At 59.6% G+C, this 16,866-nt stretch carries 14 protein-coding genes; 7 read left to right on the forward strand and 7 right to left on the reverse strand.

Annotation, left to right across the window (positions count from 1 at the left end):
- Positions 1-50 precede the first annotated feature (50 nt).
- Positions 51-1,301 carry an aminotransferase class V-fold PLP-dependent enzyme gene (locus NOR97_RS17325; protein WP_257601293.1) on the forward strand — a complete coding sequence of 417 codons (1,251 nt, stop codon included), beginning with the start codon at positions 51-53 and terminating at the stop codon, positions 1,299-1,301.
- A 27-nt stretch (positions 1,302-1,328) separates the two neighbouring features.
- Positions 1,329-3,746, forward strand: coding sequence for an FAD-dependent oxidoreductase (locus NOR97_RS17330; protein WP_257601294.1), 2,418 nt, complete (start codon positions 1,329-1,331; stop codon positions 3,744-3,746).
- Between the two features lie 61 nt (positions 3,747-3,807).
- On the opposite strand, the gene NOR97_RS17335 is transcribed toward NOR97_RS17330, so the two are convergent.
- Positions 3,808-4,425: a UbiX family flavin prenyltransferase gene (locus tag NOR97_RS17335; RefSeq protein WP_257601295.1), complete on the reverse strand. Its 618-nt coding sequence runs from the start codon at positions 4,423-4,425 to the stop codon at positions 3,808-3,810.
- A complete protein-coding gene (locus NOR97_RS17340) occupies positions 4,422-5,930 on the reverse strand; it encodes a UbiD family decarboxylase (RefSeq protein WP_257601404.1) in 1,509 nt (502 codons plus the stop codon). Before NOR97_RS17340 ends, NOR97_RS17335 begins: the two co-directional genes overlap by 4 nt.
- A gap of 137 nt (positions 5,931-6,067) precedes the next feature.
- Here NOR97_RS17340 and NOR97_RS17345 point away from each other — a divergent pair, with 137 nt between their 5' ends.
- From NOR97_RS17345 to NOR97_RS17360, 4 genes are read left to right on the forward strand one after another with little or no spacing between them, the layout of a single operon-like run.
- Complete coding sequence (locus tag NOR97_RS17345) at positions 6,068-6,610, forward strand: SCP2 domain-containing protein (protein ID WP_306980657.1); 543 nt, start codon at positions 6,068-6,070, stop codon at positions 6,608-6,610.
- Positions 6,610-7,587 (forward strand): peptidase U32 family protein, encoded by a 978-nt coding sequence (locus tag NOR97_RS17350; protein WP_257601406.1) that lies wholly within the window; start codon positions 6,610-6,612, stop codon positions 7,585-7,587. Before NOR97_RS17345 ends, NOR97_RS17350 begins: the two co-directional genes overlap by 1 nt.
- 4 nt (positions 7,588-7,591) lie before the next feature.
- Entirely contained in the window at positions 7,592-8,509 is a 918-nt protein-coding gene (locus NOR97_RS17355; protein ID WP_170347167.1) for a U32 family peptidase, read from the forward strand.
- Positions 8,506-9,750: an NnrS family protein gene (locus NOR97_RS17360; RefSeq protein WP_257601296.1), complete on the forward strand. Its 1,245-nt coding sequence runs from the start codon at positions 8,506-8,508 to the stop codon at positions 9,748-9,750. Before NOR97_RS17355 ends, NOR97_RS17360 begins: the two co-directional genes overlap by 4 nt.
- Before the next feature lie 164 nt (positions 9,751-9,914).
- Here the strand turns inward: NOR97_RS17360 and NOR97_RS17365 are convergent, their stop codons facing one another.
- The 4 genes from NOR97_RS17365 to NOR97_RS17380 all read right to left on the reverse strand — a co-directional run bounded on the left by NOR97_RS17365 (position 9,915) and on the right by NOR97_RS17380 (position 14,128).
- Entirely contained in the window at positions 9,915-10,064 is a 150-nt protein-coding gene (locus NOR97_RS17365; RefSeq protein WP_257601297.1) for a hypothetical protein, read from the reverse strand.
- 339 nt (positions 10,065-10,403) lie between these two features.
- Positions 10,404-11,657 carry an MFS transporter gene (locus NOR97_RS17370; RefSeq protein ID WP_257601298.1) on the reverse strand — a complete coding sequence of 418 codons (1,254 nt, stop codon included), beginning with the start codon at positions 11,655-11,657 and terminating at the stop codon, positions 10,404-10,406.
- Between the two features lie 141 nt (positions 11,658-11,798).
- Complete coding sequence (locus NOR97_RS17375) at positions 11,799-12,971, reverse strand: diaminopropionate ammonia-lyase (protein ID WP_257601299.1); 1,173 nt, start codon at positions 12,969-12,971, stop codon at positions 11,799-11,801.
- Positions 12,972-12,985: 14 nt separating this feature from the next.
- Positions 12,986-14,128, reverse strand: a complete 1,143-nt coding sequence (locus tag NOR97_RS17380; protein ID WP_257601300.1) for an amidohydrolase — start codon at positions 14,126-14,128, stop codon at positions 12,986-12,988.
- A gap of 82 nt (positions 14,129-14,210) precedes the next feature.
- Between NOR97_RS17380 and NOR97_RS17385 the strand changes: the two genes are divergently transcribed.
- The gene (locus NOR97_RS17385; RefSeq protein ID WP_217355951.1) at positions 14,211-14,699 is read left to right on the forward strand and encodes an Lrp/AsnC family transcriptional regulator; all 489 of its coding nucleotides are present in this window, start codon (positions 14,211-14,213) and stop codon (positions 14,697-14,699) included.
- A 132-nt stretch (positions 14,700-14,831) separates the two neighbouring features.
- Here the strand turns inward: NOR97_RS17385 and NOR97_RS17390 are convergent, their stop codons facing one another.
- Positions 14,832-16,850 carry a CocE/NonD family hydrolase gene (locus tag NOR97_RS17390; RefSeq protein ID WP_257601301.1) on the reverse strand — a complete coding sequence of 673 codons (2,019 nt, stop codon included), beginning with the start codon at positions 16,848-16,850 and terminating at the stop codon, positions 14,832-14,834.
- Positions 16,851-16,866: the final 16 nt, after the last annotated feature.

The raw sequence follows: 16,866 nt of genomic DNA on the forward strand, positions 1-16,866 counted from the left end.
GTTCGGCAAAGCATTGCCTTGCATTCACAACGAAACAAGAACCACTGACCATGAGCCAAATTTCAGAGAGCCTGCTGAAACAAATCCGCAGCCGCTTTGCCCAGATCGATCATTGCCCCGAACAGGGAGAGCGGATCTTTTTCGAGAATGCCGGAGGCGCACTGACATTGAATTCAGTGTTGGAAAGTTCGGTGCGCCATGCCGCCATCCCGGACAATCAAGGGCGCGACAATCCGGGATCTCATGCGCTGGTTGCCACGATCAACGCGGCCAAGGCGGATTTGCGGGACTTCATGAACGCACCCTGCGGGCAGTTCTTTGTGGGTGAAAGCGGCACAGAGCTGTTGTTCCGGCTGATCATGAACGCATGTCTGGGAACGGGTCCGGGCGTTGTGCTGGGATCCACATTGGAACACCCGGCAACGCGTTCGGCCTGTGATCGTTGGGCCCGCATTTCCGGGCAAACCCACGTTTTGGTGCCCCATGATGACGCCACCGGTACCGTCTCGGCCGAAGCCTATGCCGCGGCAGTGACACCGGATACCAAAGTGGCGACGATCCTGCATACCTCTCCGGTGACGGGAATGGGCGTTGATGTCGCTGCGGTTTCTCAGGCCATCCGCACCGTGGCTCCGGACTGTTTCATCATCGTCGATGGCATCCAGCACGCAGCGCATGGCCGGATCGATCTGACCGCCTATGACGTCGATGGTTATGTGATTTCGCCCTACAAGGTGTTTTCGCGTCATGGTTACGGAGTGGCGTGGATCTCTGACCGGCTGACCGCGCTGGACCACAACGCCTTGCTGGATGGCCCTGCGGACAATTGGGAGATGGGCACGCGCGACACCGGGGCATATGCCACGATGTCAGACGTCGTGTCCTATTTCGAATGGCTGGGCAGTCAGGTCAGCGATGCCGAAGACCGGCGCGGCAAGTTTCTGGCGGCGGGCGATGCGATCCATGCGCAGGAAAAGGCGCTGACCGACGCGATGATCCACGGCACCGGCAACCTGAGCGGCCTGGCCGAGATGGAGAAAGTCACCATTCTGGGCGGGGCCGACAACCCGGCCCGAGAAGGTCTGGTGTCGCTGCGTGTCGAAGGTGTGGCCTCGTCCGAGGTCGTCAAACGGCTGAATGAACACGGTATCCGCACGCATCTGCGCAAGGCGGATCACTATTCCGGCAATATCCTGACGCCGCTTGGCTATGACGCCTGTGTGCGGGTCTCGATGTGTCACTACAACTCGATCGGCGAAGTCGCCAAATTCCTTGCCGTCATGAAAGAAATTGCCGCCTGAGCCGCGCCATATCCAAGGACATATCTCATGAAAACCCATGCACAAGCTGTTGTCATCGGCGGCGGCCTTGCCGGTACGTCGATCCTGTATCACCTTGCCAAGCTTGGCTGGACGGATTCGATCCTGCTGGAACGCGACGAGTTGACCAGCGGATCGACCTGGCATGCGGCGGCCAACATCCACGGTCTGCATGACAACAACAATATCACCCGCATCCAGCACTATACGATGAACCTGTACAAAGAGCTGGAGAAGGAAACCGGCCAAAGCTGCGGGGTGTTCCAGCCCGGATCGCTCTATCTGGCCCAGACCGAAGAGCGCGAGCAGCAGTTGCGCCTGCAAGAGGCGAAGGCCCGGTTCTATGGGCTGAATTTCCACGAGGTCAGCCGGGAAGAGGCCAAAGAGCTGCACCCGCTGGCGCAGTTCGATGACATCCGCTGCATCATGTACGAACCCGATGGCGGAAATGTGGACCCGTCCGGCGTACCGCATGCCTATGCCGCCGGGGCCCGTGCGATGGGGGCCACCATCGAACGGTTCTGCCCGGTGATCGCCACGGAACAGCAACCCGATGGCAGTTGGATCGTCCGTACGCCCAAGGGTGACATTCATGCCCAATGGGTGGTCAACGCGGCGGGTCTCTGGGGCCGCGAGGTGGCGGCGCTGGCGGGTCTGACCCTGCCTCTGCAACCGACCGAACATCAGTATTTCGTGACCGAGAGCATCGGCGAAGTGGCCAGTCTGGGCCGTCGTCTGCCGTCTATCGCCGACCGGGACGGCGAGTATTATTTCCGACAAGAGGGTAACGGCCTGCTGATCGGGGCCTATGAAAAAGACATGAAGTTCTGGGCCGAAGACGGCACGCCGCTCGACTTTGCCCATGATCTGTTCCCCGACGATCTGGACCGGATCATGGAAAACGTGATCCGCGCCACCGAACGCGTGCCGGTCGCCGCCACGGCCGGGGTGAAACGGGTGATCAACGGCCCGATGATCTGGTCGCCCGATGCCAACATGCTGTGGGGACCGGTGCCCGAGCTGAAGAACTATTTCCTCTGTGGCGGTCTGATCCCCGGCTTCTCGCAGTCCGGCGGGCTGGGGCTGCTGGCGGCGCAATGGATGATCGAGGGTGAGCCGCAATATGACATGTTCGCCTGGGATCTCGCCCGCTTTGGCGATTGGGCCGACAAGAAGTTCACCAAGGCCCGGGTCGAAGACGCCTATACCCATCGCTTCAAAATCCACTTCCCGAATGAAGAACGCAGCGCAGGCCGCCCGGCCCGTGTGCGCCCCGCCTACGAGATGCAGAAACAGATGGGCTGTGTCTTTGGTCTCAACTGTGGTTGGGAACACCCTTTGTGGTTTGCAGATGAACCCGGCACCGAAGAGACCGCTGGCTTTACCCGTCAGAACTGGTTTGATCCGGTCGGGCGCGAGGTGCAGATGCTGCGCGACAGCGTGGGCGTGATCGATATCTCGAACTTCGCCAATTACGTGATCAAGGGACCGGGCGCTTATGACTGGCTGGATCGTCTGGTTGCCAATCGCGTACCCACCGAGGTTGGCCGCAGTTGCCTGACGCCGCTGATCTCGGTGCGCGGCGGCGTGGCGGGTGATTTCACCATCACCAAGCTGGCCGAAGACGAATACATGATGATCGGCTCCGGCATGGCTGAACGCTATCATCAGCGTTTCTTTCAAATGGTGGAATTGCCCGAGGGCACAGCTTTTGAAGTCGCAACAGACCGTGTTGCGGGGTTCAACATCGCCGGCCCGAAATCTCGCGAGGCTCTGGCGCGCCTGACCAATGCTGACCTTTCCAACGAAGGATTCCGCTTCATGCGGTCCCGGAAGATCACCGTTGCAGGTGTTGATTGCGTGGCCATCCGGGTCAGCTTTACCGGCGATCTGGGTTGGGAACTGCACTGTGCCGAGTCCGATCAGGTCGCGCTCTACTCTGCGTTGGTGGAAGCCGCCAAAGACTGCGACGGCGGCCCCGTGGGCGGGCGGGCGCTTGGGTCGCTGCGCATCGAAAAGGGTTATGGATCCTGGGGGCGGGAGTATTCTCAGGAATACTGGCCGCAAGAGGTCGGGCTGACGGGTCTGATCAAGCTGGACAAGGACTTCCTGCACAAAGACGCCTATCTGTCCATCAAGGACAAAGCACCGCGCGAGGTCCTGTCCGTCTTTGAACTGGACGTGACCGAGGATGCCGACGCCACTGGCAGTGAGCCTATCTTTACACCTGATGGTGCGCCCGTGGGCCGTGTCACATCGGGTGCGTACGGGTATTCAGTCGGGAAATCTTTGGCCTTGGGTTTCCGCAACCCCGACGTGGCGCAGCCAGGGGATGAAGTGGTGATCCAGGTGATTGGCAAACCGCATAAGACTCGGGTGCTGGCAGAAGCGCCGTTCGATCCTCTGGGCGGCAGGTTGCGCGGCTGAAGCAACCGGCCCGCCGGATCAAAGTTTTCCCGAGGCCAAAGATCTCATCCGCGATCTGTGGCTATGGGATAGGAAATTTGCTTTCGGACCGATCGACAGGGTCCGCCTCGTTTCCGGGATGCCACTGTTTCGCGGCCGGTTCGCAAACCTTCAGACAATCAACCGCGCGCGCTGCGATCTGATCTGCGATTTCAGTTATGTTGACCGGATTCAAATAGAAGGCAGGCACAGGGGGCAGGATGATGGCTCCCATTTCTGCGGCGGCCGTCATATTGCGCAAATGCGCCAGTGTCAGCGGCGCTTCTCGTGTCAGCAGAACCAGTGGGCGTCGTTCCTTGAGCTGAACGCCGGCCGCGCGTGTCAACAGGTTGTCGTCCAGTCCGTGCGCGATCGCACCCAGTGAGCGCATGGAACAGGGCGCGACGATCATCCCGGATACCGGCACCGAACCGGATGCTATGCTGGCCCCGATATCGGCGGGCGCGTGATGACGGGTTGCCGACTGCCGCAGTTCCTTCAGGGCATCCGGGCCGCATTCCTGTGCAAGCGTCAGGCGGGCGGCGGGGCTGACGACCAGGTCGATTTCGATATCCGCCGATGTCAGATGTCGTGCCACCGCAAGGCTCAGAACTGCACCGGAAGCGCCTGATACGCCTAAGACTACACGGGTTTTCGTCATGTTCTCAGCTCTGGCATCAATCTGTTTATCAGGTCTTCCGCAAATGCGTGATCAACCTTGTCGGTGCGCATGACCGTCCCCCATTCCCGCCGTGTTTCACTGCCTGTTTTCGTCGTGGCGTCGATGCCCAGCTTTCCGGCCAGACCAGGTTCCGGCGAGGCGAAATCCAGATAATCCATAGGTGTCCTGTCCAGGGTCATCATATCACGGCTCGGGTCCATTCGCGTGGCAAGCGCCCAGGCGATATCGTCCCAGTTTCGGGGGTCGATATCAGCGTCGACCGCAACGATCATCTTTGTATAACTGAATTGCGGCAGCATTCCCCAAAGCGCCATCATCACACGTCGGGCCTGGCCCGGATATCGCTTGTCGATGGCGACGATGGCGATGCGATAGGAACAGGCGGCAGGCGGCAGCCAGAGGTCGTGTATTTCGGGGATTTGAGCGCGAATGGTCGGCAAGGCAAGGCGATTGAACACTTCGCCGATAATGGCAGGTTCGTCCGGCGGGCGTCCGGTATAGGTCGACAGATACAGCGGCGCTTCGCGATGGGTCACGGCCGTGACATGCATCACTGGAAACGGCTCGGCGGGATTGTAATACCCGGTGTGATCCCCGAACGGCCCCTCGGGTGCTGTCTCGTTTGGCGACACCCAGCCTTCCAGAACGATCTCGGCATCTGCCGGCACAAGCAGAGGGACGGATTTGGCCGGAACCAAACGTGGCCGGTTCTGGTTCAGGGCCCCGGCAAATGTCAGCTCAGACACCATTTCGGGCAGGGGCAGAGCCGCCGACAGCAAGGTCGCGGGGTTTGCGCCCAGAACAATCGCGACCGGCGTTTTTTCGCCGTGCCGCGCCCAACTGCGATGATGAGCGGCCCCGCCGCGATGTGGCAGCCAGCGCATGATCAGACGGTTCCGGTCCAGCACCTGAACGCGATAGACGCCGGCATTGTAGGTCTGTGCCGCGTCGGGTTCGCTGCCACGGGGCCGGGTGATGACCACGGGCCAGGTGATCAGAGGCCCCGCGTCCTGGGGCCAATGTGTCTGGATCGGCAGCGCACAGAGATCAACATCGGCCCCGCGGTGGCAAACCTGCTGAACAACGGCGGTTTTGACCTGCTTCGGTCGCGTGGACAATGCGGCCTTCAGCATCGGCCACCGGGACAGCGCATCCCGCAACCCGTCCGGGGGCGTCGGGGCCCGAAGCGCAGCCAGAAATGCGCCCAGATCATCCAGCCCTTCGGAAGAAACGCCCAGTCCGGCGGCGACGCGTTCCGTAGTTCCGAACAGGTTGACCACAACCGGTATGTCGCACTGCCCCGAGGGCACACCTGTCGGTGTGTCAAACTGCAACACCGGCCCATTGGCCTCCAACACGGCGCGGTGGACGGCGGTCATTTGATGGCACACGGAAACCGGGTCAGGGATGCGCCTGAACTGCCCTGTTTCCTGACACCATTTCAGAAAATGTCGAAGGCTGGGATATGGCGGCAGAGTGCGAATGGGTTTGCTCCGGCGGTGGTGCCCACCCTCTAGCAACGAAAGAGGCCGGTCGAATTGACAACCGTCAAGTCCCGGGCGCCGGGGCGGCTTTAGGAAGGCCGCACCGGTTCACTTTATTGAGACAGCAGGAGGTCTGTTTGTCCGATCCCCGAAACCCGATACCGCAATGCCCTGCCGCTTTGGCCGCGGCCCTGCGGTTTGTACCGCTTGCGCCCTTGTCGCTGTCACTGACAGTGTTTTCCCGCAAAATAACCAAGAAACACCCCGACCTGCTCAACCGGCTCGGTGAGTACAGCCGGGCAGCCTTTGTGCTTGATCCAACGGATCTGCCGGTTGTCCTTCTGCTCGAACCGAATGGTGGCACGCCGAGAATAAGACTGAGCCGAGGGCGCGTGGCTGGGGCTGCGCGAATATCAGGCCCGCTGGCCGCGCTGCTGGGGCTGGTGCATGGTGCGTTTGACGGGGATGCCCTGTTCTTTTCACGCGATCTGGTGATCGAGGGCGACACAGCCGCGGCACTGGCGCTGCGCAACGCAATTGACGACGCAGAGCTGGACCTCGCGCACGAGGCCGCAACCCTTTCCGGCCCGCTTGCACGCCCGCTGAAGCAGATCATCGCCTTTGCAGAGCGTCGGACCGGCCTGTGCCTGACCCGACCCGAGGACGCGATCCTATGGTAATGGAAATCGTTTGCCCGGCGGGAACGCCCGCGGCCCTGCGTGCAGCTGTCAAGGCCGGGGCCCACACGGTCTATTGTGGGTTCAATGATGAAACCAATGCGCGGAACTTTCCGGGGCTCAACTTTGACCGCGCTGAAATGCGGGCCGGAATTTCCTTTGCCCATGATCACGGATCGAAGGTGTTGGTTGCAATCAATACTTTCCCGCAGGCGGGCAGTGAAGGGATCTGGAAACAAGCGGTGGCGGATGCCGAAACCTGCGGTGCAGATGCTGTCATTCTCGCCGATCTGGGCTTGCTGGACTACGCCGCGCGACACCATCCCAGATTGCGCAGGCACCTGTCCGTGCAGGCCGCGGCGGCCAATGCTGACGTGATCAATTTCTATGCCGAAACATTCGGTGTGAAACGGGTGGTCTTGCCGCGCGTTTTGTCCGTGCCGGAAATTGCCGCGATCAACTCTGAAACCGACGTCGAAACCGAAGTCTTCGTGTTCGGTGGTCTTTGTGTCATGGCCGAGGGGCGATGCTCGCTGTCCTCTTATGCCACCGGGTTGTCGCCAAACATGAACGGTGTCTGCTCTCCTGCCAGCCATGTGCAGTATCAAGAAGAGCAGGGCGCGTTGAACGCGCGCCTTGGCGGGTACCTGATCCACCGGGTCGAACGGGATGAGCCCGCACCTTATCCGACTTTGTGCAAAGGGTGTTTTTCCGCAAGTGAAAAAACCGGGCACCTGTTCGAGGATCCCGTCAGCCTGAACGCAGAACGGCTGATCCCGCAATTGCAAAAGGCAGGTGTGACAGCCTTGAAGATCGAAGGGCGCCAACGGTCCAAATCCTATGTCGCACAGGTCGTTCGGAATTTTCGCGCTGCGGTCGATGCGCTGGAGTCAGGCCAGCCGATGCCTGAAGGAATGCTGGCGCGATTGTCCGAAGGGCAGGCCATGACGACCGGCGCTTACAAAAAGACGTGGAGGTGATCCGATGGAACTGACAGTAGGCCCGAACCAGTTCTTCTGGCCCGCCGAAACCTGGGCTGCGTTTTACGATGATCTGGCCCGATCCCCCGTCGACCGCGTCGTGCTCGGAGAACTGGTCTGTTCCAAGCGCTTGCCATTTTATCAGGATCGTATCCCCGAGGCGATTTCCCGATTGGTCGAAGCGGGCAAAGAGGTTGCACTGACAAGCCTGGCCCTTGTGACCCTGAAACGCGAGCGCAAACTGACGGCTGATCTTGCAGACATGGGCGTCACGGTCGAGATCAACGATCTGACCGCGCTGGCACATTTGCCCGGCACCTGCACGTTTGCCGTTGGCCCGTTGGTAAATGTCTACAACGAAGGCACTTTGAGATGGTTGGCAGCTCGGGGTGCGCGCCGGGTGTGTCTTCCGCCGGAACTGCCCATCGCTTCGGTCAAAACGTTGGCGCAAGCTGCATCGGACTTGGATGTCGCGATCGAAATATGGGGGCATGGCAGGTTGCCGCTGGCCATTTCCGGGCGCTGTTACCACGCGCGATTGCATGGGCGCAGCAAGGACAATTGCCAGTTTGCCTGCGAAGACGATCCTGATGGGTTGGACGTTCTTACCGGTGACGGCAAGCCGTTCATGGCAATGAACGGGGTGCAGACTCTGTCAGACAGCCATGCCTGTACGGACCATCAGATCGACCTGCTGCAACAGGCTGGCATCTCGGCATTGCGTCTGTCGCCGCAATCTGGCGGTTTCCATCAGCTGTGCGAACTGTATCGAAAACGTATCGACGGCGATCTTCCCCAGGGCGAACTTGAGCGCGCCCTGCGAGGCGCTGATCCTGCCATTCGGTTGAGCGACGGATTTCTGACGGGGTCCTTTGGCGCTGAATGGTCGGGCGATTCCGGTACCGGGTCTGCTGCCTTATGATCACATCGGCGGGTGGGGGCAGGGCGTTTGATGCGTTCTGGAAAGCCCCTTACCGCCCGTTGTTTCTGGCCTCGTATGTCAGCGCTTTGATTACGGTGGCTTGGTGGCCTCTTGGGACAGCCTTTGGACTTCCCGGTCCGGCATGTACGCCGGAGGTCCTCTGGCATATCCACGAGCTGATCTTTGGTTTTGCCGGAGCGGCCATTGGTGGGTATCTTCTGACGGCATTACCCGGTTGGACAGGAAAGCCACCGATTCAGGGGACACCCCTGAAATGGCTGCTGGGTTTTTGGCTGTCCGCTCGGGTATCGACCGCGCTGATGTGTGATGTGGCCCCGGCTGTGCCAATCGCTCTGAACGCGGGTTATTTCGTGCTGCTGGCTGCGGTAATGGGCACCCATCTGTTCCCGGCCAGAGCATACAGAAAACTCGGCTTTTTTTGCACTGTCATAGGGCTTGGTATCGGGGAAATCCTGTTTTTGTGGCCCATTGGGGCCGGGGCTCTGTGGGTCAGTCTGGACATGGTTCATGGGCTGCTCATTGGACTGGTCATGCTGATGAACAGTATCGCAATGCGCGCCATTCCGGCCTTTTCGGCAAACTGGATGCTTCAAACCGGCCATTTGAACGACCTCAGGCAAGGATTGCCCTTTGCGGTGTTTCTGGTTCAGACAGGGTTGATTTCCAGCATCCTTGCCCAACTGTTTGAATGGACCATTGTTGCAAATCTGGCGATGATCGCTGTGGCCTTGGTGCTGTGCTGGGAAATGCTCGGATGGCGAACACTGCGGGTGCGTTCCAACTTTCTGCTCGTGGCGCTTCACATATCTTTCTTATGGTTGCCGATCGGGCTTTTGGTTGTAGGGGTATCGGGGCTTGTCCCGACACTTTATCCAGCAAGTGCCGCTCTCCATGCGATCACCATCGGCGGGATGTCCGGGCTGATCATGGCCATCTCGGGCAGAGCGGCGGCGCATTCGGATACAGGTGGAATGCAGGCCAACCTTGGGTTCATCACTGGCCTTGCTTTGGTCTGGCTGGCGGCCGTGGTGCGGTTGGCTGTGCCGATCTTCCCGGATCTTCAGGTTGAACTCGCGGGCGCGGCTTTATGGTGCGCAGGCTGGACGGCATTTATCATCGGCTTCCTGCCTGCTTTGACCGGCCCAACCCGTCGACCAGTTTTAAGCGGTCAGAAATACGCTGTTTCAGAATCCTCTGATCCTGTGCCGTCAAGCGAATGAAGAAATGCGCCTAATTCTATGTCAAACAGGGATTTCTTCCAAATGAAGCGGACGGACAACCTTTGCCACCTCTTCGATTTCCTTGGCAAGCGGACGGTCGGCATCCAGGGTGCCGAAACCTCCGGGACCCGAGATTGATATCTTGCAGAAACGGCACCGATTGATCACTGGTGCGCGCGCAATTCGACTGCCTGGCAGGCGTCCTTCACTTCGATGGCTGCCAGTGTCGACAGGGCACCGGTGATCTCTGGATCTCTGACAGCGGTATCCGGCGCAACAGAATAGCCGATGGAGATCGAGGCCTGATCCCACATCCCCGTCAGTGCTCTTCAGTCCTTGGCCCAAAACCGGGTTGCGCCCGCCATGGCGCGGATTCGGGTGTGTTTCCCGGACACGGGAATTGACCTGTGCATAACACACGAGGACCGCCTTTACCCGCAGCATGAACATATTTCCTTTTTTAACGGCGCCGCCTATCCCTGCTGCACAAAGCAATTTTTTTGACCGATATATCTCGGATGGCGGGATGGGAAACGCCCCGGATCATCTGTTGGTCCATACGGACTGGAGTGCGTAATGCCTGTCACCCGACCTGGACCAACTGGTTCCGCGACGGGCAATCCCGAGGCTTCATAACGCCAGAGCCAAAACTGTCATGAAGTTTGCGCGTTTGCCCTGGTTTCTTCTTCCTGAACCCAGGTTTCGGCCTGCAAAACCCCGGGTTGCCCGGTGCCGATAATCCCCACGACCTGCACATCGCCGGTGTCGGCGGGCGCGGCCACCTGAACACGCCGGATCAATGCGAAAAGGGCGACCGCAATACCGATAGCCGCCAGAAGAAACTGAAGACCGCGCCCGCCGAACAATGAGATAGAGTTCGGCCCCAGCATGGTTCCCACCAGCAGGCCGACATTCAGCAACAGCACCATCGTGCCACTGGCCGGAACGATCTGAGACAGCTTGAGCTGATCATTGGCATGCGCCGTCAGGATCGAATACGCGGGATACAGCCCGATTGCGATCAGTACAAAACCATAGACGATATGAGACGGAGACGTGTCGATGGCCATCCAAAGACTGGACAGGGTCGTAACGACACCCAGCCCGATGACCACATAGCGTCTGTCGGTGTGACCAGACAGCCAGCCGATTGGGTATTGCACCACCGCACCGGCGATCAGCGCCGCCACCAGCGCCCCTGACGCCTGCGCCGTCGTAAAGCCGTTTTGCAATGCATAAAGCGGCAACGAGATATAGGACGCCGCGACACCGATGCTGACCAGAACGATGCCGATGACTGCGATGGGCGAAACCTTGTAAAGCACGGGAACCGACATGCGTTCCGGCGCGGCATATTCCGGCGCCTTGTTGCCCGACAGAAGAAGCGGCACGATCGAAAGCGAAATCAGGATGGAAACAAGGCCGAACAGCAGGTTGCCGGTGGGGTCGGGAAAGCCGACTATGGCGGTGCCAAGCGCCGGGCCGGCAAGCTGGATAATGAAATACAGCGACAGAACCTGAGCGCGCATGTTGTTCTCGGATTTCGCGTTCAGCCAGCTTTCGGTGATGACGTAGAGCCCTGGATAGCAAACCCCTCCCAGCAAGCGCATTACGCTCCAGCTGATCGCGTCGCTGGTCAGCAGATGCACAATGGCCGCAATCGAAACCAGCGAGGCGAGGGCCGAAAATGCCCGAATATGCCCGACATTTTCGACCAGCCTCGGGGCAAGTGCCGTCCCCGCAAGCGCGCCCAAGGGATAGCTTGCCTGCATGACGGAAATCGTGAAGTCACTAAAGCCCAGGCTGGCCCCCCGGATCGTCAGCAACGTCGCCAACAGACCGTTGGCAACCATCAGCATGAACATCCCCAGGAACAGCGCCCAGTTTTCATTCAACGCGCGTATCATGGCCAACGGCTACTGATGCGGGACTGACCTGTATACAACTCGTACGACATCGGGATGTCGTTTGATGGTACTTCTCCGTTGCAGGCCTATATGCCGGGTTCAACCGTCTTGGTGGCCATTTCAAATGGGTTTTCGGCTGAGCTACACGTCGCCTTGCATGATACGGGCATAGATATCGGGATCCGTCACACCTTCGGAGCCGATCGTCAAAACACGAGACTGCGCCGTCAAACCAAGCTTCTGGAAAAGCTCGTGGTTGTTGGCCGCTTCGATCAATGCGGCCAATCCGGCAACGCCGCTCTCTCCGGCTTCGATCGCCGGATCACTGCCTTGCGGACGCGCAAGGCGACGGACGGTTGGCGGTATCAGCTGATCGTCGATTGCCAGAAAGTCCGAGGCTTCGCTGCGCAAAACCTCCCACGCCATCGGAGATGGCACCCCGCAGGACAAACCCGCCATGATGGTTTCTTCATCGATTTCTACAGAGGCGGCTTGCCCCTGCCTTGCGCTTTCGAACAGACACGCCGCCAGATGCGGTTCCACGACCACGACGCGCGGCGCGGCATCACCCCAGGCCTGACGCAATGCTGCCGCAACTGCCGCGGCAAGCCCTCCAACTCCACCTTGCAGAAAGACATGTGTCGGTGCCGTGTCCATTGCATTCACGACTTCTTTGATCATGACGCCATAGCCCGACATCACGTCGCGCGGCGGGTCGGTGTAACCTGGCCAGGATGTGTCCGAAACCACGAACCAGCCGTTCTCGTCGGCTTCCTGCCGACATTGATCCACCGAGGCGTCATAGTCTCCATCGATGCGCACGACGTCGGCCCCCAGATCGCGCATGGCCTGCGCGCGGCCTTCACTGACCTCGGCGTGAATGTAGATCCGGCAAGGCGCGCCGAACCGCTTGCACCCCCACGCGAGGGACCGACCGTGGTTGCCATCGGTCGCCGAAACAAGCGTGATACTGGCAACCATGTCGGCGCAGCGGCCAGTACGGATATCTTGCAATGACACGTCCTGACCGGTGCGGCGCGATACTTCACGTTGCAGAACACGCAAGGCGGCAAAGGCCCCCCCCAATGCCTTGAAACTGCCAAGCCCAAACCGGGGACCTTCATCCTTGTAGTGGACCTCCGCGACGCCGATCTCGGCTGCCAACGAGGGCAAGGAATGCAACGGCGTGGGCGCATACCCCTCCCATTGGGTGATTTCCCTTGCTGCGCGATCGAAATCCCGTCGTGTCAAAACGGTTTCGGCAGCGGGGCCGAAGCTCGGCCTGCCTGCCTGATGGGCGGTGTTTTCCGTCATGGTCGTGTGTCCTGTCAGGGTTTCAGCGGCAGGCGCTGCCGCACCAGCTCTGCCCAGAGTTCTGCACCCAGCGGGAGCAGTTCGTCGTTGAAATCGTAATCAGCCGAGTGCAGCGGACGGCCATTTGATCCTTCGGTCCCGTTGCCGATAAGCAGGAAACACCCGGGCACAACGGCGGCAAATTCGGCAAAATCTTCCGAGAAAGACATGGCAGGGCGGTCTCCGTCCACCTCAAGACCCATGGCCGCCGCCGCTGAAACGACATGCGATGCGGCATCGGCATCATTGTTTGCCTCGATGAATTCGGTGCGGAAATCCACACTCACCTCGACGCCATGGCTTTCGGCCACACCGGTTGCGATCTGGCGCATATTGCGCTCGATCAGCCTGCGATCTGCCGGTGACATGGCCCGCGCGTCACCTTTCAGAACAGTGCGCCCCGGAAGCACATTGCGCTGTCCGTCGGTGATGAACTCGGTCACTGACACCACGGCGCCGGAAGAAGGTGCAAGCTTGCGTGAAACGATGGTTTGCAGGGCCAATACCAGTTCCGCGGCAGGCGTGATCGTTTCGCGCCCGACATGGGGCATCGAGGCATGACCGCCCTGACCGGTAATCGTGATCTCGAACAGGCTTTCACTGCAACAGATGACACCGGCGCGGGTGGAAACCCGCCCGACAGGCTCACCCGGAAGATTGTGCGCGCCGTAAACCTCTTCAATCGGGAAGGTCTGCAAAACCCCTTCATCGATCATCGCCCTTGCCCCAAGCCCATGCTCTTCATTGGGCTGGAACAGAAAGACAACCGTGCCGTCAAACGCTGGATCCTTGGCCAGCAATTCGACGGCCCCAAGCAGCATCACCGTGTGGCCATCATGGCCACAGGCATGCATGACACCTTCGTTCTGCGACGTGTGCGCAAACGTGTTGACCTCGGTAATCGGCAGCGCGTCGAAATCCGCGCGCAGCCCGATGGCGCGATTGCCGTTGCCTGCCTTCAAGACGCCCACGACACCGACCCCTTCAAACACCTCGATGCCCAAGGCTCGCAGATGCCCGGCAATCCGGGCCTTGGTCCAGACTTCCTGAAACCCAAGCTCGGGGTTGCGATGAAACTCATGGCGCAACGCACGCAGGCGTTCTGTCAATGCTGTCACGGCAAAACTTCCCCTTCGACGTGTTGCTTCACAGGTGTGAAACAAGTTTATTGCAAGTGACCTGAAAAAAGGGCTCTAGTTGGTGGCTACCCATGCAAGTTTCTTTCACATGACGCAATTGGATGACTTTGACCGCGCGATCCTGCGGATTCTGCAACAAGACAACAGAACCACGCAGCACAAGATTGGCGAGGCGGTAAACCTGTCCGCACCCTCTGTACAGCGCCGTATCCGCCGGATGGAGGCAGAAGGCGTGATCCGCGCCAATGTCGCCATTGTTGATCCGGCAGCCGTCGGTCTTCAGCTTACCATCTTCGTCGAACTTGAACTGGTCAGCGAAACCCCTGACGAGATTGATGCCGTCAAGAAAACCCTGCTGAATGCTCCGGAAGTCCAGCAATGCTTTTACGTGACCGGAGAGGTGGATTTCATGGTTGTCGTAGTCGTCGAAAGCATGGCGGTCTACGAAGATTTCACCCGCCGGATGTTCTTTGAAAACGGAAATATCCGAAAGTTCAAAACCTTCGTTTCAATGGATACCATCAAATCCGGCAGCGCTTTGGGTTTCTGACCGGAACATGGTGCAGTGCCGAACCCGACGAGACGAGTTCGTCCTGTGCCTCGACCATTTGGTTTGATCGACGGAACCGCAAAGGCAAGTCCCGTCAAGGGTTTCAACGAAGGTGTTCCACCGTGTTTTCACCTACATTCCATTGCGCGGAATGACATGCGCGTTCTCTTCTTCAAAGATCAGCTCCTCCCCCGACCATGCCTTCAGGCGCGAGATCAAATGAAACTCGGTGGCCGTTGCCCGTTGTTCGGAATAGGTCCAGATCCGGGCTGACCAGTCCTCACGGTCGAAACCGGCGGTCTGCTCCATCGTGGCGACAGCCGAAAGCGGGTCGCCCGGAAGGATTGTATACCTTCGATCTGACACATCGCTGAGCACCGTCCCAATATCGTCCAGGCGGAAATCACCCACCGGCCCGAAGACGCCCCCGTCAAGAAAAGACCTGTGAGTTACCTCGCCATTCGTCAGGTCCGTGTGGACCGAGCGTTCCATCGAGCCCGAGCGCACCTTGGTCTTTCTGGGCCGGGAACCGGACGCTGCCGGTTCGGGCAGCGGGCGGGGTTCCGAAGTGTCAACGCCTGGGTTTCGGATGGGCAAGTGCAACTGAGACTGACCCGGACGGATCGTAAGTGTCACAGGTTCGGGGGCGGGCCAAAGTACGGGCCAATAAGCCGAAGCGATCTGCAAGACGATGCGATGACCTGACAGAACCCGATATCCTGTTCCATACATCGGGACGGTTACAGCCATCTCCTCTCCGGGTGTGATCGGTGTGGGTTCTGTATCGCTGATCCGGTGGTTGAGGTTGCAGAATCCCCGTGCAATCAACGTCTGCGCACCGTTCGGGGCTTCGTCCACCAGCAATGCAACGACAAAGCCCTGAGCCTGATCTGCGGACACTTTCAGATCGACGGACGGTTGCCCCAGGATATCAAGCGCGTCTGCAAGTGGCGTCGCTTTGAACTGCAACGCGCCGGCGGCGTCGATCCGGCAGTCTGCCGCCATGTCTCCGGGTATGGCGAAAGAACACATATCGCCTGCGGCCGCCCCGAAGCTTTGCGGCGAGCAAATCGCAAGCTCTGCTGCGGAAACGGGGTCTGCCTCAAGCGTCAGCTGATTCAGCCAAAGGGACGTGTTGGTGATATTCGGTGACGGCCAGCTCGGCTCTTCAACCCAGCGCCCCGTGCGTTCGATATGCGTCCCGGTCGGCGCTGCGCTGTCTTGAAGGAAAAAACGCAAAGGCGGTTCGTCCATCAACCCTGTGTCTTTTCCTTTCAACCAGTGATCCCAGAACCGGATGACCTCTGCGACGAAATCAGCCTTGGGGCCGGGCACCCCTTCGTGCGGGTACAGATGCGCCCATGGCCCCATCAGGATCTTGACCGGCCCTCTGAGGTGTTCGGCGATGCGGAATGGTGTATCGCGGTACAGATCCATCCAACCGCCGAAAAAGTAGACCGGCACATCCACGTCGGCATAGTTTTCGCAGATCGAACCGCGCCGCCACATCTCGTCATGGGTCTGGTGTTCCAGCCACATGGCCGGCCAGAACGCCGCGCCTTCCAACCGCTCGCGCCACATGTCAAGCCAGCGGTCCGCGCCGACAATCTGTGGGTCCGGTGGCATGGCGTTGTACAGTTGCATGATCGAGCCCCACCAGAAATTGTCGTTGGCCAGACACCCGCCGTAAAAGTGGATGTCCTCGCGCCACCTGTCGTCTGTGCCCATCACCGGTGCTATCGCCTTCAACGCCGGAGGGCGTGTCGCCGCCACCTGAAACGCGTTGTATGCCCCCCAGCTTTTGCCGAACATTCCGACATTTCCATCGCACCAGTCCTGATCGGCGATCCACTGGATGAGGTCGTGACCGTCCTGAATCTCCTGATGCGAATACTCATCTTCTGCGACACCATCACTGTCGCCATAGCCCCGGATATCAACGCGGATCGACGCGTAACCGGCGGCGGCAAACTGCGGGTGCATGCTTTCATCCCGCATGCGTGTCCTGTCCCGGCGGCGATAGGGGATGTATTCCAGGATACAGGGCACAGGGGCGTTTTTCGCGCCTTCCGGCAGCCACAGGCGCGCCGCAAGTTTCGTGCCGTCAGGCAGCGGTATCCAAACAGTCTCGATGACCTCGATATTGCTCATGTCCGGTCCTTTTTGT

It is taken from the genome of Ruegeria sp. YS9 (assembly GCF_024628725.1).
Classification (GTDB): domain Bacteria; phylum Pseudomonadota; class Alphaproteobacteria; order Rhodobacterales; family Rhodobacteraceae; genus Ruegeria; species Ruegeria atlantica_C.